The sequence below is a fragment of the Halorubrum ezzemoulense genome, assembly GCF_004126515.1.
Classification (GTDB): domain Archaea; phylum Halobacteriota; class Halobacteria; order Halobacteriales; family Haloferacaceae; genus Halorubrum; species Halorubrum ezzemoulense.
Genome location: NZ_CP034940.1, coordinates 1,880,864 through 1,900,374, shown reverse-complemented (window position 1 = coordinate 1,900,374; position 19,511 = coordinate 1,880,864). Strand labels below are relative to the sequence as shown.

At 71.1% G+C, this 19,511-nt stretch carries 21 protein-coding genes, 1 tRNA gene and 1 pseudogene; 10 read left to right on the top strand and 13 right to left on the bottom strand.

The window, feature by feature from the left end; translation table 11 throughout:
• Entirely contained in the window at nt 1-807 is an 807-nt protein-coding gene (locus tag EO776_RS09480; RefSeq protein ID WP_049932954.1) for an alpha/beta fold hydrolase, read from the bottom strand.
• A gap of 119 nt (nt 808-926) precedes the next feature.
• On the opposite strand from EO776_RS09480, the pseudogene EO776_RS19345 reads away from it, so the two are divergent.
• From EO776_RS19345 to EO776_RS09465, 3 genes and pseudogenes are all read left to right on the top strand, one after another.
• Nucleotides 927-2,236 (top strand): annotated as a pseudogene (locus EO776_RS19345) (phosphoribosylamine--glycine ligase).
• Between the two features lie 83 nt (nt 2,237-2,319).
• Nucleotides 2,320-2,874, top strand: coding sequence for a helix-turn-helix domain-containing protein (locus tag EO776_RS09470; RefSeq protein ID WP_049933122.1), 555 nt, complete (start codon nt 2,320-2,322; stop codon nt 2,872-2,874).
• A 19-nt stretch (nt 2,875-2,893) separates the two neighbouring features.
• On the top strand, nt 2,894-4,126 hold the full coding sequence (locus tag EO776_RS09465) for an HD domain-containing protein (protein WP_100050303.1): 1,233 nt from the start codon (nt 2,894-2,896) through the stop codon (nt 4,124-4,126).
• A gap of 104 nt (nt 4,127-4,230) precedes the next feature.
• On the opposite strand, the gene EO776_RS09460 is transcribed toward EO776_RS09465, so the two are convergent.
• A complete protein-coding gene (locus EO776_RS09460) occupies nt 4,231-4,635 on the bottom strand; it encodes a universal stress protein (protein WP_049933119.1) in 405 nt (134 codons plus the stop codon).
• A gap of 137 nt (nt 4,636-4,772) precedes the next feature.
• On the opposite strand from EO776_RS09460, the gene EO776_RS09455 reads away from it, so the two are divergent.
• From EO776_RS09455 to EO776_RS09435, 5 genes are all read left to right on the top strand, one after another.
• Complete coding sequence (locus EO776_RS09455) at nt 4,773-6,059, top strand: HD domain-containing protein (RefSeq protein WP_100050302.1); 1,287 nt, start codon at nt 4,773-4,775, stop codon at nt 6,057-6,059.
• A 31-nt stretch (nt 6,060-6,090) separates the two neighbouring features.
• Nucleotides 6,091-6,870: a class I SAM-dependent methyltransferase gene (locus EO776_RS09450; RefSeq protein ID WP_049933116.1), complete on the top strand. Its 780-nt coding sequence runs from the start codon at nt 6,091-6,093 to the stop codon at nt 6,868-6,870.
• 74 nt (nt 6,871-6,944) lie between these two features.
• A complete protein-coding gene (locus EO776_RS09445; RefSeq protein WP_100050301.1) occupies nt 6,945-8,009 on the top strand; it encodes an amidohydrolase family protein in 1,065 nt (354 codons plus the stop codon).
• Nucleotides 8,010-8,113: 104 nt separating this feature from the next.
• Nucleotides 8,114-8,569 carry a hypothetical protein gene (locus EO776_RS09440; RefSeq protein ID WP_100050300.1) on the top strand — a complete coding sequence of 152 codons (456 nt, stop codon included), beginning with the start codon at nt 8,114-8,116 and terminating at the stop codon, nt 8,567-8,569.
• A gap of 79 nt (nt 8,570-8,648) precedes the next feature.
• Nucleotides 8,649-9,290, top strand: a complete 642-nt coding sequence (locus EO776_RS09435) for a thymidine kinase (protein ID WP_049933112.1) — start codon at nt 8,649-8,651, stop codon at nt 9,288-9,290.
• Nucleotides 9,291-9,336: 46 nt separating this feature from the next.
• Here EO776_RS09435 and EO776_RS09430 read toward each other — a convergent pair whose 3' ends face one another.
• The 4 genes from EO776_RS09430 to EO776_RS09415 all read right to left on the bottom strand — a co-directional run bounded on the left by EO776_RS09430 (nt 9,337) and on the right by EO776_RS09415 (nt 12,233).
• Nucleotides 9,337-10,518, bottom strand: coding sequence for a PAS domain-containing response regulator (locus tag EO776_RS09430; RefSeq protein WP_100050299.1), 1,182 nt, complete (start codon nt 10,516-10,518; stop codon nt 9,337-9,339).
• Nucleotides 10,519-10,590: 72 nt separating this feature from the next.
• Nucleotides 10,591-10,899, bottom strand: coding sequence for a hypothetical protein (locus tag EO776_RS09425; protein WP_094495383.1), 309 nt, complete (start codon nt 10,897-10,899; stop codon nt 10,591-10,593).
• Between the two features lie 66 nt (nt 10,900-10,965).
• Nucleotides 10,966-11,565 (bottom strand): transcriptional regulator FilR1 domain-containing protein, encoded by a 600-nt coding sequence (locus EO776_RS09420; protein WP_100050309.1) that lies wholly within the window; start codon nt 11,563-11,565, stop codon nt 10,966-10,968.
• On the bottom strand, nt 11,562-12,233 hold the full coding sequence (locus EO776_RS09415; protein ID WP_049933107.1) for a class I SAM-dependent methyltransferase: 672 nt from the start codon (nt 12,231-12,233) through the stop codon (nt 11,562-11,564). The genes EO776_RS09420 and EO776_RS09415 overlap by 4 nt, the downstream gene beginning before the upstream one ends.
• A gap of 59 nt (nt 12,234-12,292) precedes the next feature.
• Here EO776_RS09415 and EO776_RS09410 point away from each other — a divergent pair, with 59 nt between their 5' ends.
• Nucleotides 12,293-12,805 carry a CinA family protein gene (locus EO776_RS09410; RefSeq protein WP_100050298.1) on the top strand — a complete coding sequence of 171 codons (513 nt, stop codon included), beginning with the start codon at nt 12,293-12,295 and terminating at the stop codon, nt 12,803-12,805.
• Nucleotides 12,806-12,920: 115 nt separating this feature from the next.
• On the opposite strand, the gene EO776_RS09405 is transcribed toward EO776_RS09410, so the two are convergent.
• The 7 genes from EO776_RS09405 to EO776_RS09375 all read right to left on the bottom strand — a co-directional run bounded on the left by EO776_RS09405 (nt 12,921) and on the right by EO776_RS09375 (nt 18,279).
• Nucleotides 12,921-13,124: a hypothetical protein gene (locus EO776_RS09405; protein ID WP_086216023.1), complete on the bottom strand. Its 204-nt coding sequence runs from the start codon at nt 13,122-13,124 to the stop codon at nt 12,921-12,923.
• A 109-nt stretch (nt 13,125-13,233) separates the two neighbouring features.
• The gene (locus EO776_RS09400; protein ID WP_049933103.1) at nt 13,234-13,623 is read right to left on the bottom strand and encodes a hypothetical protein; all 390 of its coding nucleotides are present in this window, start codon (nt 13,621-13,623) and stop codon (nt 13,234-13,236) included.
• Between the two features lie 31 nt (nt 13,624-13,654).
• A complete protein-coding gene (locus EO776_RS09395) occupies nt 13,655-15,811 on the bottom strand; it encodes a pentapeptide repeat-containing protein (RefSeq protein ID WP_100050297.1) in 2,157 nt (718 codons plus the stop codon).
• Nucleotides 15,812-15,883: 72 nt separating this feature from the next.
• Complete coding sequence (locus tag EO776_RS09390) at nt 15,884-16,651, bottom strand: metallophosphoesterase family protein (protein ID WP_100050296.1); 768 nt, start codon at nt 16,649-16,651, stop codon at nt 15,884-15,886.
• A gap of 141 nt (nt 16,652-16,792) precedes the next feature.
• Nucleotides 16,793-16,866 (bottom strand) — tRNA-Thr (locus EO776_RS09385).
• Between the two features lie 61 nt (nt 16,867-16,927).
• Nucleotides 16,928-17,470, bottom strand: coding sequence for a GNAT family N-acetyltransferase (locus EO776_RS09380; RefSeq protein WP_129452401.1), 543 nt, complete (start codon nt 17,468-17,470; stop codon nt 16,928-16,930).
• Between the two features lie 86 nt (nt 17,471-17,556).
• Nucleotides 17,557-18,279 (bottom strand): CBS domain-containing protein, encoded by a 723-nt coding sequence (locus EO776_RS09375; RefSeq protein WP_094582504.1) that lies wholly within the window; start codon nt 18,277-18,279, stop codon nt 17,557-17,559.
• Nucleotides 18,280-18,456: 177 nt separating this feature from the next.
• Between EO776_RS09375 and udk the strand changes: the two genes are divergently transcribed.
• The gene (udk, locus tag EO776_RS09370; protein ID WP_086216020.1) at nt 18,457-19,155 is read left to right on the top strand and encodes a uridine kinase; all 699 of its coding nucleotides are present in this window, start codon (nt 18,457-18,459) and stop codon (nt 19,153-19,155) included.
• Nucleotides 19,156-19,511: the final 356 nt, after the last annotated feature.

Here is a 19,511-nt window from a genome sequence, read left to right as displayed (position 1 = left end):
TCAGGCGACCCCGCCGAGGAAGGCCCGGATTCGGTCGTTGACGCGCTCGCGCTCCTCGACGAAGAAGAGGTGCGGCCCGCCGTCGAACAGGTCGACCTCCGCGTGCGGGAGACGCTCGGCGAGCAGCTCCGCGTTCTCGACCGGCAGCACGCGGTCCGCCGTCCCGTGGAGGACGAGCGCCGGGACGGACAGGTCGCCGATCCGGTCGCTCGCGTCGAACGCCGCCACCGCGGCCGCCTGCGCCTCGCGGCCGGTCGGGGTCGCGTCGCCCGTCAGCCGCCAGTCGACGATCCGGTCGACGAGTTCGGGCTCGCGGTCGTAGAAGCCGTCGGAGACCGCCGGCTCCATCAGGTAGCGGATCCGTTCGCGGGCGTCGGCGTCCTCGGGCGCGGAGAAGATGTGCTCTTGCACCTCGGGCGGGGTCGGTGCCGCGTCGTCGCCCCCGGGAGAGGTACACAGCAGCGTCAGCGAGGCGACTCGGTCGTCGGAGAGGGCCAACTCCTGCGCGATCATCCCGCCCATCGACGCGCCGCAGACGTGGGCCGCCTCTACGCCGCGGTCGTCGAGGACCGCGGCCGCGTCGGCCGCCATCTCGGCGACGGTGTACGGCCCGTCCGGCACGTCCGAGTCTCCGGTCCCGCGGTTGTCCGGCCGGAGCACCTCGTAGTCGTCGGCCAGCGCCTCGGCGAGCCACCGCCACATCCACCGGCCGTACCCGAGCCCTTCGAGCAGCAGCACGGTCGGTTCCCCGGGATCCCCGTCGACGGCGTAGTCTATCGTCACGCCGTCCCGTGTCACGGTTGGCATACTCGGATCGACCACGCCGTCCCTCATCAACCCGGGCGTTAACGTTTCAACCGTCTCCCGGTCGGACCGGCGCGAGCGACGCGGTACACACTCAAGTCCCTCCCGGGCGACCGCCCCGCATGGACGACGCCGCCTTCCTCTTCGTCTCGGCCGACGCCGCGCTGATCGCCGATCTGGCGTGGCAGGTTCACCGCGAGGGCCACGACGTGAAGTACTACGTCGAGGCCGAAAGCGACCAGTAGATCGGCGACGGGTTCGTCCCGAAGACTGACGACTGGCGCGCCGAGGTCGACTGGGCCGACGTGACCGTCTTCGACGACATCTGGGTCGGTTCCGGCGTCGGTACGTGCGAACCCGCCTAGGAACGACGCGAACAGGGGGAGGCCGTCGTCGGCGGGACGCCGAACACCGACCGCCTCGAAGAGGACCGCGGCTACGCGACGGAGGTGCTCGAAGACCACGGCGTCAACACGGTCGAACACCACGTGTTCCGCGAGTTCGACGCCGGTATCTAGCAGGTCCAACGGAACCCCGGACCTTACGCGATCAAACCGCTCGGCGAGGTACAAAACGTCAAGCGCCTGCTGTACGTCGGCGACGAGGACGACGGGGGCGACGTGGTCGACGTCCTCCGCGCGTACAAGGAGGCGTGGGGGCACCGGATGTAGGGGTTCTAGCTCCAGCGGAAGGTCGAGGGCGTCGAGGTGGCGATCTGCGGCTTCTTCGACGGGAACGAGTTTGTCGACCGCGTCAACTTCAACTTCGAGCACAAGAAGCTGTTCCCGGGGAACATCGGGCCCTCGACCGACGAGATGGGGGCCTCGATGTTCTGGGCGGGACGGAACAGGCTCTTTCGAGAGACGTTCGGGAAGCTCGAAGGGTGGCTCGCCGACGAGGGGTACGTCGGGAGCATCGACATCAACTGTATCGTCAACGAGACGGGGATCTACCCGCTGGAGTTCACGCCGCGGTTCGGATACCCGACGATCGCCCTTCAGGAGGAGTCGATCGAGTCGTCGACGGCCGAGTTCTTCCACGACCTCGCGCACGGCGACAAGCCCGAGCCCGACCTCCACGACGGCTACCAGATCGCCGTGCGAGTCGTGCTGCCGCCGTTCCCGTTCGACGACGAGCAGACGTACGACGAGAACTCGCGGAACGCCGCCGTCGTCTTCGACGCCGCGGACAGAGCGGGGATCCACATCGAGGACACGAAGCGGGTCGACGGCCAGTGGCGTGTCGCCGGCGAGAGCGGGATGCCGATCGTCGTCACCGGGAAGGGAGAGACGATGGGGGCGGCGCGCAAACGGGCGTACGGGCGCATCGACGACGTCGTGATGCCGAAATGTACTACCGCGACGACATCGGCGAGCGCTGGATCGACGGCGACGGCGACCGGCTTCAGGCGTGGGGGTACCTCGGCCCGTGACGCGCGGGTCGGTCCGACCGGCGCCCGAGACGGGGCCGCGAGGCTCCACGAGTTTTTAACGGTCCGGCGCAACTACACGTGGTATGCCGAAGTACTCGACGGGCGGCGGCGGCGGCGGCGACGACGGCGACGCGTGCGAGCTCTGCGGGCGCGAGACCGCGGACCTCCGCAAGGCGACGGTCGCCGGCGCCAAGCTGCTCGTGTGTTCGAACTGCCGCCCCCACGACGACGCCGGCAACGCCCCCAGCGACCGCGGCGGTCCGAGCGGCGGGTCGCGGGGCGGGAGCCCCGGCGGCGCCGGCTCCGAGTCGCAGCCGACGGAGAGCCGGAACAAGGAGCTCGCCCGGAAACAGGCGAAGATGTACGACTCCGCGACCGGCGACTCGAAGCGCTGGGAGGAGGAGGGGACGAGCTACGAGTCGGACCGGCTGCCGTACCTCGTCTCCGGCTACGGGGACGTCGTCACCGAGGCGCGGCAGGACGCCGGGCTGACGGTCGAGGAGGTCGCGGCCGAGTTGGAAGTCGACGAGGACGACCTCCTCGCGGTCGAGGACGGCCGGGCCGCGACCGCCAACGTCGGCGGCTCTGTCGTGCGCGCGCTCGAAGAGCGATTCGGGATCGACGTCGTCGACGAGTGACTCTGACCGAGACGCGCGGATGAAGGCGATCAAAGACAGCGTCCACGGGCACGTCCGGCTCGGCGACCTCGCCGCCGAGCTGGTCGACACCCCCGCGTTCCAGCGGCTGCGACACATCAAGCAGCTCTCCACGGTCCGGCTCGTCTACCCCTCCGCGAACCACACGCGGTTCGAACACAGCCTCGGCGTCTACCACCTCGCGGGCCGCGCGGTCGATGGACTCGGCGTCGACGGCGACACCGCCGCGCACGTCCGCGCCGCGGCGATGCTCCACGACGTGGGACACGGCCCGTACGGGCACCAGACCGAGGGGATCATCCGGCGCGCGACCGGCCGCGACCACGACGACGTGGGGTGGCTGCTCACCGACGCCGACCGCGAGGTCTGTCAGGTCCTCGAACGCAACGGGCTCGACCCTGAGCGCGTCGCCGGCCTCATCGACGGCGCGGGCGCGCTCGGCCCCCTCGTCTCGGGCGAGCTCGACGTGGACCGCATGGACTACCTCGTGCGCGACGCCCACCACACGGGCGTCCCGTACGGCACCGTCGACACCGGCCGGCTCGTCACGGAGCTCCGGCTGGTCGGCGGGGACGGGGCCGGCGGGTCGGCCGACCTCGTCTCGGACCCGGGCCACGCTGTCGACCTCGTCTTGGACGAGGGGAACGTTGCGACCGCGGAGAGTTTGCTCGTCGCGCGCTCGCTGATGAACGCCGTCGTCTACCGCCACCACGTCTCCCGCGTGGCGGGCGCGATGCTGGAGCGCGCCTGCGAGCGCTACCTCGACCGGACCGACACCGACGCGGCGGCGTTCCGCCGGATGGCGGACCACGACCTCCTCGTCGAACTCCGCGAGCGCGTGCCGGCGCTCGGCGAGCGCATCGAGCGGCGCGACCTCTACAAGCGGGCGGTGTGGGCGGGGATCGACGAAGTGCCGGCTGGCACGGTCGACGCGGGGCGCGCCGAGGAGCGGACCGCCGAACGCGAGATCGCGGACGCCGCGGGGGTCGACCGCGACGCGGTGATCGTGGACATTCCCTCGCGACCGACGCTTAAGGAGTCCGGCTCCGCCGTCGTCGTCGACGGCGTCCCGCAGCGGTTGGAGGACGCCTCCGAACTCGTCACCGGGCTCCGCGCCGCCGAGCGCCGCCGCTGGACGCTCGGCGTCTACTGTCCCGCGGAACGCGTCGACCCGGTCGCGACCGCGGCGCGGGAAGTCCTGGGACTGCGCGCGACGGAGCGGCCCGCTCCCTGACCCTCGCGGACAGCGACGCCCGGGGTTCGGGCGCCGCGGCGTGCTCTCGCTTCCGCTGCGACCGCGCGCTCAGTTTTGCCACCCCTGATCGCTCACCGCCGGCGTCACTCCTCGTTCGGCCCCGGAACCGCCAACACGGGTCGGTCGGCGTTCAACACGAGCGCCTGCGTCGTGCTGCCGAAGACCACCTTGCCGGCCGGACTCCGCTTGCGCCCGGACACGCAGATGAGGTCTGCGTCGATGTCGGTCGCGGCCGCGAGGATCTCCTCGCCCGGATCGCCGCTGGCCTCGTAGTGGACGCAGTTCACGCCGGCGTCCTCCAGAATCTCCCGGGCGCGCCGCACGGTCCCGATCTGGTGGACCGACGCGCCTTCCGGGTTGTCTCGGAACACGTGACAGAGGTGCGCGGTCACCTCGTCGGGATCGCCCGGGAGGTCGATCACCGCCTCGGCCTGTGCGATCGCTCGCGGCTCGTCGTCGAGTCCGATGCCGAGCAACACGTCGTACATACGCGGCACTTCGCACGGTCGCCTCATAAACCGTGCCACGGATTCGCGGCTGACGGGAGCCGACCGGCGGCTTCCGGCGCCGCCGCGGCGGGAGCGACACTCACAGCCTTTTACCGGTTGCCGCCGAAGCCGGACGCATGATCACGGTCAAGGACACCGTCCACGACCACATCGAGATCGACGGTGTCGCCGCGGACCTCGTCGACACCCCCGCCCTCCAGCGGCTCCGCCACGTCAAACAGCTCGGCACGGTCCAGCTCGTCTACCCCTCCGCGAACCACACGCGGTTCGAACACAGCCTCGGCGTCTACCACCTCGCGAGCCGCGCGCTCGACCACCTCGGGATCGAGGGGAAGCGCGCCGACCGCATCGAGGCGGCGGCGATGCTCCACGACGTGGGGCACGGCCCGTTCAGCCACAACCTCGAATCGCTCACCCACCGCCGGACCGGGAAGTACCACGACGACGTCGACGAGCTGCTCGCGACCGGCGCGGTCGGCGAGGTGCTGCGCGACCACGGCCTCGACCCGGACCGGATCGCCGACATCGTCGCCGGCGAGGGGCCCTACGCCGGGCTCGTCTCGGGCGAGCTCGACGTGGACCGCATGGACTACCTCGTGCGCGACGCCTACCACACCGGCGTCCCGTACGGCACGATCGACACCGAGCGGTTCGTCCGTGAGCTGACGTTCGTCGAGCGCGGCGAGGTCGCGGACGGCGGGGAGAGCGCCGCCACCGACGGCGACACCCCGGACCGCCGCGCCCCGGAGCTCGTCTTGGACGAGGGGAACGTCCAGACCGCCGAGAGCCTGCTCCTCGCCCGCGCGCTGATGAACCCGGTCGTCTACACCCATCACGTCGCGCGGATATCGAAGGCGATGCTGCGTCGGGCTGCGAGCGAACTCCTCGACGCGACCGCGACGACGGCGGCCGAGCTGCGCCGGATGGACGACCACGACTTCCTCGCCGCGATCCGCGACTGCCCGGGGACCGCGGAGCTCTCCCGGCGGTACGACGAGCGCGACCTGTACAAGCTGGCGGTGTGGGCCGAGTACGACGACGTGCCGGAGCGGGTCCACGAGGCGGACAGCGCGGCCGAGACGGCGCTCGAACGCGAGATCGCCGCGGAGGCGGGCGTCGCCCGCGACCACGTGATCCTCGACGTGCCCCCCGAGCCGACAATGCGGGAGTCGACCGCTCGCGTCACCGTCAACGGCGAGATCCGGCGGCTGGAGCGCCAGTCGCCGCTCGTCTCCGCGCTCCGGACCGCCCAGCGCAACCAGTGGCGCCTCGGGGTGTACGCCCCGGCACCGGCCACCGACCGCGTCGGCCGCGCGGCCGCGGACGTGCTCGGCCTCGACCCGGACGGGCTCGTGACCGAGGTGCGCGGCGCGATGCCGACGACGCTCGACGAGTTCGAGTGAGGTTTATGTCGTCGCCGACCGATCCGCCGGCGTGACCGACGACCACCGCGAGAACCGCCGGCTCTGGAACGAGTGGAGCGACGCGTTCCAGGCGCTGTGGAACGCCGACACGGACGAGTCCGGAGTTCCGCCGGTCCCGACGCCCTTCGACCCGGACAGCCACGCGGCGGCCGGCTCGGAGTTCCCGCCGCCGATAGCGGGCGCGGACGTCGTCGAACTCGGCTGCGGCGGCGGCCAGGGGAGCGTGGGGACGGCGCTGGCGGGCGCCGACCGCGTGGTCGGCGTCGACATCGCCGAGGGGCAGCTCGATCACGCGCGCCGGCTCCGCGACTACTACGGCGTCGACGCCCGGTTCCTCCAGGGTGACGTGACCCGGATCCCGCTCGCAGACGACGCGTTCGACGCGGCGTTCTCCGAGGCGGCGTTCCAACTCGTCGCGGACCTCGACGCCGCGGTGCGCGAGGCGCGTCGCGTCCTCCGGCCGGGCGGCGCGTTCTACCTGTCGGTGATGCACCCGTTCCGGGAGCTGATCGACCCGGAAACCGGAACGATCGACAGGGGGTATCACGCGCCGCCGCGGCGGGAGATCGAGATCGACGAGTCGTACGATGCCGACCTCGTCGCCTTCGACCGGTCGGTCTCCGAGCTCCACCGCGCCCTCGTTGACGCGGGGTTCGACGTCGAGCGCGTCGTGGAGCCGGAGCCCGCGGGCGGCGAGACGACGAGCGAGGGCGACGCCGCGTCGGCCGCCGAGCCACGGGCGCTCCTCCCGGACACGCTCGGGTTCTGGGCGCGGCTCGACGCGCCCTGACGCCCCTCCTCGGAGGTGCCGCCGCTCGGTGCCGCTCCCACGACGTTTTCCCCGCGGCGCGACGAGCCTCCGGTATGTATCTTGAAGGGACGATCCTCGTCGGCCCCAACTTCGAGCCGGTCGAGGGCCGGGTCGTCGTCGCGGACGGCGAGGTCGTCCGGGTCGAGGAGGCGACCGTCGAGAGCGACGACGTGATCCTCCCGGCGTTCGTCAACGCGCACACCCACATCGGCGACTCGATCGCCAAGGAGGCGGGCGAGGGCCTCTCGCTCGACGAGCTGGTCGTGCCGCCGGACAGGCTGAAACATCGGCTCCTCCGGGCGGCCGACCGCGGGCAGAAGGTGGCCGCGATGGCGCGCACGCTGCGGTACATGGAGTCGACCGGCACGGGGACGTTCCTCGAGTTCCGCGAGGGGGGCGTCGACGGCGTCGCCGCGCTCCGCGACGCGGTCGCCGGAGCAGGCGTTCCGTTCGGCGAGCGGGCGATCGACCCGGTGGTCTTCGGGCGCGACGACCCCGACGTGCTCTCCGTCGCGGACGGGTACGGCGCCTCCGGCGCCCGCGACGCGGACTTCGACGCGGTCCGGACGGCGACGCGGGACGCAGGCAAGCCCTTCGGGATCCACGCCGGGGAGCGCGACGCCGACGACATCAACGCCGCGATGGACTTAGCGCCCGACTTCCTCGTCCACATGGTCCACGCCGAGCTGATCCACCTCGAACGGCTCGACGACCGCGGGACGCCGGTCGTCGTCTGCCCCCGGTCGAACCTCGTCACCAACGTCGGCGTGCCGCCGATCCGCGAGCTGAGCGAGCGAACGACCGTCGCCCTCGGCACGGACAACGTGATGACCGACTCGCCCTCGATGTTCCGCGAGATGGAGTTCGCGGCGAAGCTGTCCGACCTCCCGGCCCGAGCGATACTGCGCATGGCGACGGCCAACGGCGCGGAGATAGCCGGGGTGGACCGCGGCGTGATAGAGCCCGGTGCCGACGCCGATCTGCTCGTCCTCGACGGCGACTCCGACAACCTCAGCGGCGCTCGCGACCTCGTCCGCGCGGTCGTCAGGCGGGCCGGACAGGCAGACGTCTCGCGGGTCGTCATCGGCGGCAGGCAGGTCGTCCCCCGCGACGACTGAATCGCGCTCTCGCCTTCCGCCGCGACTCCTCGCTCGCTCCGCTCCCGGTCCGATTCCGCACCGCGCCGACGGGATGAAATGGCTTCCGAGCGTACGACCGCGCGATGACGACGCTCTCGTTGCTCGCCGGACTCGCGCTTGGACCGATCGTCGGTCTCGTCGCGACGCTCGCGATGGATCAGGTGATGCCTCGGCTCCCCGAGGGGACGACGGCCCCGAAGGTCGCCGCCGGCGTGCTCACGGACACGCCGGTCGACGACGCGCCCGAGCGGCTGGCGACGTGGGTCCACTACGTCGCCGGCGGCGGCTCCGGCCTGCTGTTCGTCGGGCTGGCGGCCGCGACCGGGTCGCTGCTCGGTCTCGGTCCCCTCGTGTCCGTCGCGGTCGCCGGGGTCGTCCAGCTCGCGCTGATGGTCGGCTTCTTCGCGCTCGTCCCGCTGCCGCGCGCGTCGGGGCTCCCGCGTCAGCGGCTCGGTCGGGTCCGGCGCGACTGGGTCGTCTCCGCGGCGGCGTACGTCGTCGTCGCCGCCGCGATCGTCGGGGTCGCGACCGGGATCTGAGCGGCGGTCGCCGGCGGTGACGCGGCGGCCGCGTCCCGGGAGAGAAACGGTTTAGTCGCTGGCTCCGGCCGGATCGGGTATGCACGCAATCACTCGATCCGGGTGGATCGAGGTCATCTCGGGGTCGATGTTCTCGGGCAAGACGGAGGAGCTGCTCCGCCGGCTCCGGCGGTCCGAGATCGCCGGCCAGTCGGTCGCCGTCTACACGCCCGCGATCGACGACCGCTACGGCGAGGCGACGATCGGGAGCCACACGGGCCGGCAGTGGGAGGCGACCGTCGTCGACAACGAGGGGGACGGGCCGCTCGACATCCTCGACGACGACCCCGCCGAGGTCGTCGCGATCGACGAGGCGAACTTCTTCTCGGACGCGCTCGTCGAGGTCTGTAACGCCCTCGCGGACCGCGGCAGCCGCGTGATCGTCTCGGGCACCGACCAGACGTTCCGCGGCGAGCCGTTCGAGCCGCTCCCGCAGCTCATGGCGACCGCCGAGTACGTCGACAAGCTCCAGGCCATCTGCTCGGTCTGCGGCGAGCCCGCCTCTCGGAACCAGCGGCTCATCGAGGGGGAGCCCGCCCACGTCGACGACCCGACGATACTCGTCGGCGCCGAGGAGTCCTACGAGGCGCGGTGCCGCGACTGTCACGTCCTCCTGACCGGCGACCGCCCCGACGCGGAGCGACCGTTCGACAGCCCGGAGGCGGACTCCGCGAACGACTGAGCCGGTCCCGCGACGCCGCCCCTCGACGGTGGAGACGAACCGCGGCTCAGTCGGGCCCGTTCGCCAGCCGATAGGCCCAGAGGTGGCCGCCGCCGTCCGGCAGATCGATCGGTCGGTACGTCCGAATCAGCGCGGTTCCGTCGGCGAGCGCCAGCCGCTCGTCGTCGACCGGCTGCCGGGCGTCGACGATCCGCTCGATCCCGTCGACGAACCCCTCCGGATCGGCGAACCGCCTGCTCAGTTGGACGGCGAGTTCCCGGCAGTCGCGCCCGGCGGCGGCCTCCGGGTCGCCGTCGATGTCAAACAGCTCGTACACCCGCTCGTTCGCGCGTATCACGCGCCTGTCCCCGTCCTCGACGAGCATACCGACGGGGAGCGCGTCCAGCGCGGTCGACAGGACGGCGTTCGTCCGCTCGATCTCGCGCTTCCGGGCCTCCGCCTCGGTGACGTCCTCGAACTGTGAGAAGACGCCGATCACCGCTCCGTCCTCGTCGGTCACCACCTGGTTGTGCCACGCGCAGCGGATCCGCTCCCCGTCGCTGCGGACGTTCTCGTTGACGCTCTGGTACCCGCCCTTATTCGCGAGCAGGTCGCGTTCGAGCACCGCGACGTGTCGGCGTTCCGTCTCGGGAACGAACGGGAGCCACGTCCCGCCGAGGAGTTCGGACTCCTCGTAGCCGAGGATCTCCTCGGCGGCGGGGTTCACCCGAACGATCCGGAACTCGTCGTCGTACTCGATCGTTCCCAGCGGTGACTGGCCGATGAACCGCGACAGCCGCTCTTGGCTCGCGGCGAGCGCGGCCCGCGACCGGTGTTGGTCGACGGCGTTGCGGACGCGGTTGGCCAACACCTCGTACTGGTCGTTTCCCCCGCGCTTCTGGATGTAATCGGTCGCGCCGACGGAGATGGCCTCGCTCGCTATCTCCTCGCTCCCCTTCCCGGTGAACAGGACGAACGGGGTGTCGACGCCGTTGTCGCGGGCGCGCTGGAGGAAGGCCAACCCGTCGGTCTCGGGCATGTCGTAGTCGGAGACGACGCAGTCGATCGGCGCCGACCCCAGCGCGTCGAGGGCGTCCTCGACGCTCGTCTCGGAGCTGACCTCGAACGTCTCGTCGATCCGTTCGAGATACGTCGCGGTCAGATCGAGGAAGGCCGGGTCGTCGTCGACGTGGAGGACGCGGACCGTCGACGGGTCGTCCGACTTGGGGTCCGCTGGAGGCCCCGTCATGCGCACCCATACCGCGACCTGCGCAATATACGTTCGGATCCGTTTATCAAACGGTTCGGGCGGGCGGTCGGCTCACTCCGCGGCCGCTTGGTCGTCCCCGTGCCTGCCTGCGATCGCCGGGTCGGATTCGGGCTCGTCCGCCGCCGTCGAGTCGTCGACCGGGAAATCCCCGTCCGCGGTCGCGAGCCGGAACAACCCCACGAGCGCGCCGGCCGCGATCAGCGTTCCCTCGACCTTCGCGGCCGCGTACACCCACTCGCGCGGCTCCGCCTCGCCGGCGTTCCGGTAGAGCGCGCGGGTCCAGAGCGCGACGACGCGGCGCGGCGCGACGGCCTCGATCAGTCCGCCGAGTCCGGCCACCAACAGCAGTAGCGCTTTCATACGCCCCCTTCGTCGGGGGCCCTCAAAAGCGGCCCGGGGACTGCGGCGTCGTTCGGCGTCGGTCCCTCAGCCGTCCGCTACCGGCTCAGCGGCGTCGAGATACCGCCGACAGGTCGCGGCCGCCCACTCCCGCACCGCGGCGTCCCTCGTCCACAGCAGGGCGGCGACCCCCGCTCCGTCGATCAGCCCGACGGCCGCGCGGTCGTCGGTGAGGACGACCGCGATCGGGGACTCGCCCTCGTGGCGGTACGCGTCGACGCCGCGGTCGGCGAGCGCGCGGCGGACGACCGCCCCCGTCGTTCCGGTGAGGCGGTCGGCCGCGGAACCGGTGAACACGACGCGGCCCTCGCTCGGCGCGGTCGCGTCGTCGGCGGCGCCGGATTCGTGCGCCTCGTCTCCCGCCGATAGCGACGCGTTCAGTCGTCCGGCGAGGTCGGCGTCGAACCGCGGCACGACCGCGACGACGCTGTCGGACCCACCGATCAGCTCGGCGAGTCGGCCCACGGGCGTCGGCGAACCTTCCGGCTCGTCGGCGCCGTTCGCCGAGCCGCTCGCGCGTTCGACGATCGCGGTCCGATCGCCGAGGCCCGCGGGGTCGCAGTCGACTGCGCGCGCTACGATCGACCGGAGGACCGCCGCGGGCGACGCGGAGCCGTCGTCGCTCACGCGTCTCGCTCGTCCGCGGCGGTCGCGTCGCTCTCGCCGCCCGGCCACCTGTCCGGCGCGTCCGGGCGCGTCGGGTACGACTGCCGGCCGCCGCTCGCCTTCCGCGCGAGCAGCCGCGCGGTGGCGCGCCGGCGGTCGTCCGGGCGCTCCGCCGTGGTCTCGTCGTAGTAGCGCACGCTCAAGGCCAGTCCGGCGCGGAGCAGCTCGTTGGCCGCGAACCGGTATCGGTCGTCGCTCGGTCCCGACGGCGACGGGTCCGCCGACCGGAGGTGCCCCTCCACGAAGAGGTAGCCGCCCGGCGCGAGCGCCTCGACGAGGTCCGCGAACCGACCGAGCGCGTGGAAGAAGCTCATCGTGATCACGTCGTACGCCTCCGTCGGGAAGCCGTACGTCGAGACGTCGGCGCGGACCGCCTCGATCCGCCCGCCGATCCCGCGCTCGGCGGCGCGGTCGCGGACGACGCGGAGCCCCTCCGCCGACGCGTCGAGCGCGTCCACCTCGCGTCCGCGGTCCGCGAGGAACACGGCGTTGCGGCCGGTCCCCGCAGCCACGTCGAGCGCGCGACCGTCGGGGAGCGACGGCTCGTAGGCGCGAAGCACGGGGGACGGCTCCGGCGCGCGCGGGTACTCGCCCGACGCGAATCGCTCGTCCCAGTCGGTGTCGGTCACGGGCGCCCTTCGCCGCGCCGCGGCGTAAACCTCAGGGGCGTCTCGCCCGGACTGCGGGTATGAACGAGACCGAGGCCCCCGCCGAGCGACTGAACGCGCTCCTCGGCGACCGCGACGAGACGCTCGCGACCGCGGAGTCGCTCACCGGCGGGCTGGTCGGATCGCGGGTGACGGACGTGCCGGGCGCGAGCGCCTACTTCGACCGCGGCTTCGTGACGTACACCTACGACGCGAAATGCGAGCTGCTCGGCGTTTCCCGCGAGTCGCTCGACGCCCACGGCGCCGTGAGCGACCCCGTCGTCCGCGAGATGGCGGCGGGCGCCCGAGACCGGGCGAACGCGGACTGGGCGGTCGCGACGACCGGTATCGCCGGCCCGACGGGCGGCACCGACGAGAAGCCGGTGGGTCTCGTCCACTTCGGCGTCGCGCACGCCGCCCCGTGGGGAACCGGGGAGTCGTTCGTCCGGACCGTGCGGGCCGTCATCGACGGCGACCGCGACGCGGTGAAGCGGGGCGCCGCCGAGCGCGCGCTCGACGCGCTCGTCCGTGCGATCGAGGACGCCGACGGCTGAGCGACTGGGGACGCCGACGGCTGAGCGACCGAGGACGCCGCTCTCCTCGTCGTCGAGACGGTGTCCCGGCGATCGTCGGTGCCGGTGGCCGTCGTCCGGTGAAGCGTTCGCGCCGTCAGTCGATGTAGGCGTTCCCGACGACGGCGACGAGCAGCGCCGCGATCACGATCCACGTGAGCGGTTCGACCGCGAGGAGGCGGAGCGGCCGCGCGGCCGACTCGCCGAAGCCGAAGAGGGCGCCGCCGGCGAGCGCTACCGCCAGCACGAGCGCGCCGACGATTCCGGCCACGCCGAGCAGCGCCCGGTCCGACGAGTCCATGGCGGCGATCCGCGCGGGACGTATATAAACGGATCCCGAACGCGAGACAGCGGTCGACGCGCCGTCGGGAAGGCGGCGGGCGTGAAAACCCGCGCCGCCGCGTCCGGTGTCAGTGGAGGTACTGGAAGGCGATCTCGGTGTCGTCCGACAGCTCTCGCTCCGTCCGCCACTCCCCGAGTTCGGTCGCGACGCGGCGCCACTCGACCGACTCCGACGGGATGGCCCCGACGAACCGGTCGAGTATCTGCCCGGCGTCGGCGTCGAGTTCGGCCGGCGTTATCACGAGGGTCTCGTCGCGGATCCCCCGCCCGACGCGGAGCCGGATCGCGTCCCCTTCTCGGATCTCGTGGTAGAGGTCCCTCGCGACCTTCCGGTCCGGGTGGTCGTACCTGAGGTCCTCGACCGCGTGGTGGAGCAGCCGCTGGACGGCGTCTCGGTCTCGGTTGTCGAACAGCGGGAGGGTCCGCCGGAACTCCCCGTCGCCCGTCGACTCGCTCATGGCGCCTCGTGGGACCCGTCGTCGCATAACGTCACCGGTGGACACTGCGGGTGAGCGCGAAGATGAACAGGCCGATCATGAACGCGCCGACGAATCCTTCGGTGGCGGCGAGGAAACTGCCCGCGAAGTTCGGAACGGTCGCCGTGGGGCCGAATATCAGCGACGTGAACGACTGAACGCTCAACAGCCCGTATCCGAGCGGCGACGCGAACGGCGGGTCTGTGACGACCGCGGCGAAGAGCGCCGCGTAGACGACGACGGTGACGAGCGAGAATCCGATGGTGCGGCGCGGCTTCTCGCCGTACCCGCACGTGGCCGAGAGCGTGAGGTTCACCGCGACTAAGAACAGCAGTTTGAGCCGGCTGCGAAGCGACTCCTTGTGGGCGAACGCCCGGTCGACGTGCGTCCGGCGCCGGTAGTACATCTCCTTGATGAAAAACCGGGAGGCGGACTGGCTGTCGCCGACGCGCTCGGCCCCGTTCTTCGCCTTCAGGTACGTCACTTCGAGGTCCGACGCCTCGCCGTCGGCGAGCCAGCCCCCGAGCCGGCTTCGAACGCCGCCTCCGTCGGCCGGCTCTCCCGGACCCCCGCCCGATTCGTCGGCGGCGCCGCCGTCCGCGCCGGGCGCCTCGTCGGCGTCGTCCTCGATGGCGAACCGGTCCGCTTCGAGGCTGTACGTGTCGTCGACCGTCCCGCGGAACGTGTGTAACACCCACTCCGGAGCCAGCACGTACCGGTAGTTGGAGAAGTCGAAGCCGTCGAACTCGGTCCGGTAGAAGAGGAACCGCTCGAAGACGCCCTCCGAGTCGGCCATCTCGATATCCACGTCGCCGACCCTGCTCCGTCGGAGGTTGTAGTACACGGCGGCCCCGTTCTCCTGGACGAACCGGCCGCCGTCGACCGTCGTGCGCTCCAGGTTGATGGTGACGTCGCCGCCGGCCGTTCGCACGTTCTCGAACCGCGCCCGCTCGAACGTCGACTCCCGAAGCGTCGCGCTCGATCTGAACGTCGTCTCGACGAAGTGGACCGTCCCCCGGAACGCGGCGCTCCGGAAGTCGCCGTCGCCGACGAACGTCGCCCGCCCGAAGAAGGCCTCGTCCGTGAACTCGGCCTTCAGGAACCGCGCCGTGTCGGCGAACGTGGCATTCCGGAAGTCGCCCAGCCGGTCGAACGTCGACTTGTAAAACGACGCGTAGCTGTTGAAATCGACCGCCTTGAAGTACGTCGCGCCGCCGAACCAGATGTACGACAGCACCGCCTCGCCGTCGAACGTCGCGAACTGGAACTTCGCCTTGTCGCCGAACTCGGTCTCGGTGAACGACGCCTCGGAGTCGAAGTCGGCGTTCTGGTAGTGCGCGGGCTGCGCGAAGCTCGCCTTTTTAAACAACGCCTCGGCCGCGAACGCGCAGTTCATGAACACCGCGGCGTCCTCGAACTCGCACCGGTTGACCCGGCTCGTCCCGCCGAACTGGACGGTGCGGAAGTCGGTCCTCGCGTGGAACCGGCTGGCGGTGAAGGTCACGTCCGACCGGAACGCCGCGCGCTGGAACAGACACGCGCCCCGCCACGCCGACTCCTCGAACGAACAGGGGGCGCGGAACCGGGCCCGGTAGAAGTCGGCCACGTCGCCGAACCTGACGCGGTCGAAGCTCGCCGGCCGGGCGAACGTCGAGCCGCCGAACCGCGCGCTGTCCTCGAAGTCCGTCCCGTCGAAGACGGCGTCGCCGCGGAACGTCGCCCGCTCCGCCGACACGTCTTCGCCGAACTCAGCGTCGGTGAAGTCGGCGGCACCCTCGACCCGTATCTCGTCCATCAGGAGCGGCTGTCGGAGGACGGTCTGCTCCGCGAGGAACTCCCCATAGACGGTGACGTGCCGGAGGTCGATCGGGTGGTTGGTCACCCGGTCGAGGACTCGGTGTGAGACGTCGATCGTTCCGAACTCGGCCCCGACGAACCCGAGCGACGACGCCTCGCCGGTCGCCAGCTCCGACACCAGCGATTCGCACACCGACTCGTCGTCGATGCCGAGCTCCGCGCGCCGAGCGGGAGAGAGGTGGAACCGACAGCGGTCCGTCTCTCCCTCCGCCTCTCGGGGACAGGACCACCTCTCGTCGAGCGCGGCCGAACGACCGTGTTCCTCCTCCCACGCCACCGGGTCGAAGCTGTACGCACACGTTCCGACGGACACGACGTACCGGGCCGACGACAGCGCGGATAGTAAAACTACCTCACAGCACCGCCCGACGCAACCGCCGTCCGGCTAGAGGATGGTGTACGACGTCACGGTGTCGCCCCCGACGGTCACGTCGACGGTGATCCGATCGCCGACGGTCACGTCGGCGCAGGTCCCGGTCAGAGGTTTGCCGGGCACCTCCTTGCTGAACGCGTTGACCGAGACGTGGGCCATGTTGCGGAAGTTCGCGAACCCGGACTGGTGGATGTGCCCGCTTATCGTGCCGCGTCCGGACCCGAGCCCCTCGATGACGCGAAGCGTCTCCTTTCGGTCGGAGAGGAACGCGCGCTCCGGGTAGTGTCTGAACCAGTCGTTGTCCGAGATGTCGAAGGTCCCGAGCGGGTGATGGCTCAGGAAGAGCGGGTCGTCGTACTCCGCGCAGACGCCCGCCAGCCACTCGCGCTGGTCGGACCCGAGCTCGCCGCGGGCGCCCGGCGTCGCCTCCTTCGTCGAGTCGAGGTAGACAATCGGCACGTCGTCGGTCTCGATCACGCCGTGGAAACGGTCCTGGCCGAGCAGCGACGTGAGCTCCGCGCGCGTCAGCGTCTCGACGTCGTGGTTCCCCAGCAGATACGTGACCGGGACCGGCGCGTCCGCGAATATCTCGCGGACCCGTTCGACGTTCGCCTCGTCGACATCGGCCGAGCCGTCGTCTTCGATCAGGTCGCCCAACACGAAGATCCGGTCGAACGCGTCGGCGGAGACGGCCTCGAGCGCGTCGCGTAGCTCCCGCTCGATCTTGGCCGCGTGGCCGCTCCGCATGTGGACATCGGGAAACAGCGCGAATCGACCCATCGGTTACCAATGAGTCGACGCACCGCGGTCAAATAACTACGGATCGGCGCTCGCCGCGGGGAAAACGCCTCGTCGTCTCGGCGCCAGATCGCGTCGGGGAGTCGCCGCCCGGCTCCTCAGAGAGTCGACGGCGTCCAGCAGAGCCAGGGCAGGGATTTGAACCCCGGAAGTCTCGATTACAAGTCGAGTGCATGAACCACCCATGCTCCCCTGGCGCGTGCGGCCGTACTCGGTCCTCCTATGAGTGCGTGTCGCTTTCCGCGAACCCGGCCGGAGTCATCGGCTTTCCTGATCGCCGCCGCGCTCGTCCTCGTCTTGGGGGTCCAGTGACTTCGTCAATTCCACGCGGTGGAGGCCGTAGCCGCGGTCCGCGTAGAACGCACGGGCGCGGTCGTTGTCTGCCAGCGCCTCTAGCGCCGCGCGCTCGGCGCCCGCCTCGACGAGCGCGCGCTCGGCCGCGTCGAGCAGCGCCGCACCGATCCCCTCGCCGCGCCGGTCCGGTCGCACGAAGAGGTTGCTGACGGTTCCGCGGACGGCGTCGCGGTCGTAGTCACCGCGTTCGAGCGAGAAGCCGACGAACCCGACGGGGTCCGGATCGCCGGTGTCCGCTTCGGCCGCGGCTTCAGGGTCGCGAGCGACCAGCAGGTCGCCGGTAACCACCGACTGCGCGACCCACTCGCGGACGGTCGCGCGGTTCGCCTCGCCGCGGAGCGTGGCGCCGTACTCGCGCTGCCCCGCGGCGAGCGTCACCCACATGTCGGTGACCGGGTCGACGTCGTCGGCGGTCGCCGGCTCGATCCGGGCGTCCGTCTCGGCCATACGTTCGCGTTCGGCTCGCGACGTATTGAGACTGCCGGCCGATGACTCGGCCTCGCCGTTGGCGCATCGAACGGCGGGCCAGCGACTCAGACCTCGCGGCAGTTCGGGCAGACGGCCTGCCCGTTCGCGGTGACGAGGTCGGGGACGAGCGCGCCGCAGCTCTCGCAGACCCCCTGCGTCGAGCCCTCGCTCGGCGCACCCGTCACCGGGTCGACGCCGTCTTCGCTTCCGGAGGGGCCGTCTCCCGAGGCGGCCGCGGCGGGCTCCGATGCCGTGGCCGGGTCCATCGTCGCCGCGGCGCTCCGCTCCGCGTCGGAGTCCGCCGCGGCCGCGGTTGACAGCACGGTCTCCTCCGGGTGGGGGTCGCCCGTCGCGGGTTCGTCACCGAAGCCGTCGGCGCCGGCGCCCGTCCGCGGCGCCCCCGCGGCGAGCGCGTCGCCGTCCGTGACGACGCCGACCGCCTCCCCGTCGTCGACGGCGACGACTCGGTCCGTCCCCTCGGCGACGAGCCGCTCTTCGAGCGCGGCGAGCGAGTCGTCCGGCGAGACCGTCGGCAGCGGCGGACTCATGGCCGCGCCGACCGTGGACGGCGGCCCCTCGGGCGACTCCCCGCCGTCGCCCGCCTCCAGCAGCACCTCAAGCGCGTCGCGGGCCTCCAGCCGTCCCACCGGCTCGCCGCCGCGCACGACCACCAGACAGTTGGTCTCCTCTTCAACCAAGAGCGCGGCCGCCTCCGGCAGCGCGTCCGACTCGCTGACGCCGAGGAACTCGCGGTGCATCACGTCATAAACCGTGGTGTCTGTTCGCATACGTTCCGGATCCGCTCCGACCGGCTAAAAGGTGCCCCCGGTAGCGTTTTATCCGTGCCCGGCCTACGCTTGCGATCGGTTCGCATATCCGGCGGAGCGAGTCGCGTCCGGACGCCCTGCGGGCGCGCCCCGCCGACGAAAGGGAGCGTTCAAACCCTCCGACGTTCGAACTGGGACATGGCCATTCCCTCGTTCGTGATCGGGATCGCGGGGGGGACGGGCGCCGGGAAGACGACGGTCTCCCGGCTCGTCACCCGCGACCTCGGCGACAGCGTCACCCGGATCCCGTTGGACAACTACTACGAGGACCTCTCGCACCTCGAGTTCGAGGAGCGCAAGGAGGTCAACTACGACCACCCCTCGGCGTTCGAGTGGGAACTCCTCAGGGAGCACCTCGAAGCCCTCCTGGAGGGCCAGTCCGTCGAGATGCCGCAGTACGACTTCGAGATTCACAATCGGAAAGACGAGCGGATCACTGTCGAACCCACCGACGTCATCGTGCTGGAGGGCATCCTGGCGCTGTACGACGAGGACATAAACGACATGATGGACCTGCGGCTCTTCGTCGAGACCGACGCCGACGTGCGGATCCTGCGCCGGATCCGCCGGGACGTGATCGACCGCGGCCGCGACCTGGAGGGCGTCATCGACCAGTACCTCTCGACGGTGAAGCCCATGCACGAGCAGTTCATCGAGCCCTCGAAGAAACACGCCGACGTGATCATCCCGGAGGGCGCCAACAGCGTCGCGGTGAACCTCTTAGAGGAGAAACTGCGCGCCGAGGTCGAGGGCGACGCGGTCAGGAGTTGGGAGCGCGGCAGCCTCGAATCGGAGCTGGGCGAGAAGCGCTCGCTCGACATGGACGGCGACGATTAATCAGTTCGAAACGGTGGGTCTCTGGGCGTGGACGCCGGAGCGACGGTATCTGTCGCCGAAGCCCGTTCGTTTGCTTATAAACCGCTGCTCGTAGATCGACGCTGAACACTTCCTAAGCCCCAGCCGCGAGGACGCCGTACGCTCGCTGCGGTCCTCGTCGCTCGTGTTGCTCGCTCCTGCGGTCCTTACGTCGCCTACGGCGTCCTCGCGGCTGCCCCTTTGAGTCCCGTCCCGCGACCGCACCTCACGCCTCCCCAGCCTCGCCGCTCGCTCCCTCCGGTCGCTCGCGGCGTCCCTCGCGCGTGCTCCTCGCGGCCGCCTCCGGCGGCCACTCGGAGGCACGCGCCACCGCACTG

Bases quoted from the DNA above. Each gene is read 5' to 3' on its own strand.
- EO776_RS09460 (WP_049933119.1), bottom strand. From the start codon at position 4,635: ATGTACGACGTGTTGCTCGGCATCGGACTCGACGACGAGCCGCGAGCG.
- EO776_RS09425 (WP_094495383.1), bottom strand. From the start codon at position 10,899: ATGAAAGCGCTACTGCTGTTGGTGGCCGGACTCGGCGGACTGATCGAG.
- EO776_RS09400 (WP_049933103.1), bottom strand. From the start codon at position 13,623: ATGAGCGAGTCGACGGGCGACGGGGAGTTCCGGCGGACCCTCCCGCTG.
- EO776_RS09405 (WP_086216023.1), bottom strand. From the start codon at position 13,124: ATGGACTCGTCGGACCGGGCGCTGCTCGGCGTGGCCGGAATCGTCGGC.
- EO776_RS09470 (WP_049933122.1), top strand. From the start codon at position 2,320: ATGCCGAAGTACTCGACGGGCGGCGGCGGCGGCGGCGACGACGGCGAC.
- EO776_RS09465 (WP_100050303.1), top strand. From the start codon at position 2,894: ATGAAGGCGATCAAAGACAGCGTCCACGGGCACGTCCGGCTCGGCGAC.
- EO776_RS09430 (WP_100050299.1), bottom strand. From the start codon at position 10,518: ATGACGGGGCCTCCAGCGGACCCCAAGTCGGACGACCCGTCGACGGTC.
- EO776_RS09455 (WP_100050302.1), top strand. From the start codon at position 4,773: ATGATCACGGTCAAGGACACCGTCCACGACCACATCGAGATCGACGGT.
- EO776_RS09435 (WP_049933112.1), top strand. From the start codon at position 8,649: ATGCACGCAATCACTCGATCCGGGTGGATCGAGGTCATCTCGGGGTCG.
- EO776_RS09375 (WP_094582504.1), bottom strand. From the start codon at position 18,279: ATGCGAACAGACACCACGGTTTATGACGTGATGCACCGCGAGTTCCTC.
- EO776_RS09445 (WP_100050301.1), top strand. From the start codon at position 6,945: ATGTATCTTGAAGGGACGATCCTCGTCGGCCCCAACTTCGAGCCGGTC.
- EO776_RS09390 (WP_100050296.1), bottom strand. From the start codon at position 16,651: ATGGGTCGATTCGCGCTGTTTCCCGATGTCCACATGCGGAGCGGCCAC.
- EO776_RS09380 (WP_129452401.1), bottom strand. From the start codon at position 17,470: ATGGCCGAGACGGACGCCCGGATCGAGCCGGCGACCGCCGACGACGTC.
- EO776_RS09480 (WP_049932954.1), bottom strand. From the start codon at position 807: ATGCCAACCGTGACACGGGACGGCGTGACGATAGACTACGCCGTCGAC.
- EO776_RS09410 (WP_100050298.1), top strand. From the start codon at position 12,293: ATGAACGAGACCGAGGCCCCCGCCGAGCGACTGAACGCGCTCCTCGGC.
- udk (WP_086216020.1), top strand. From the start codon at position 18,457: ATGGCCATTCCCTCGTTCGTGATCGGGATCGCGGGGGGGACGGGCGCC.
- EO776_RS09440 (WP_100050300.1), top strand. From the start codon at position 8,114: ATGACGACGCTCTCGTTGCTCGCCGGACTCGCGCTTGGACCGATCGTC.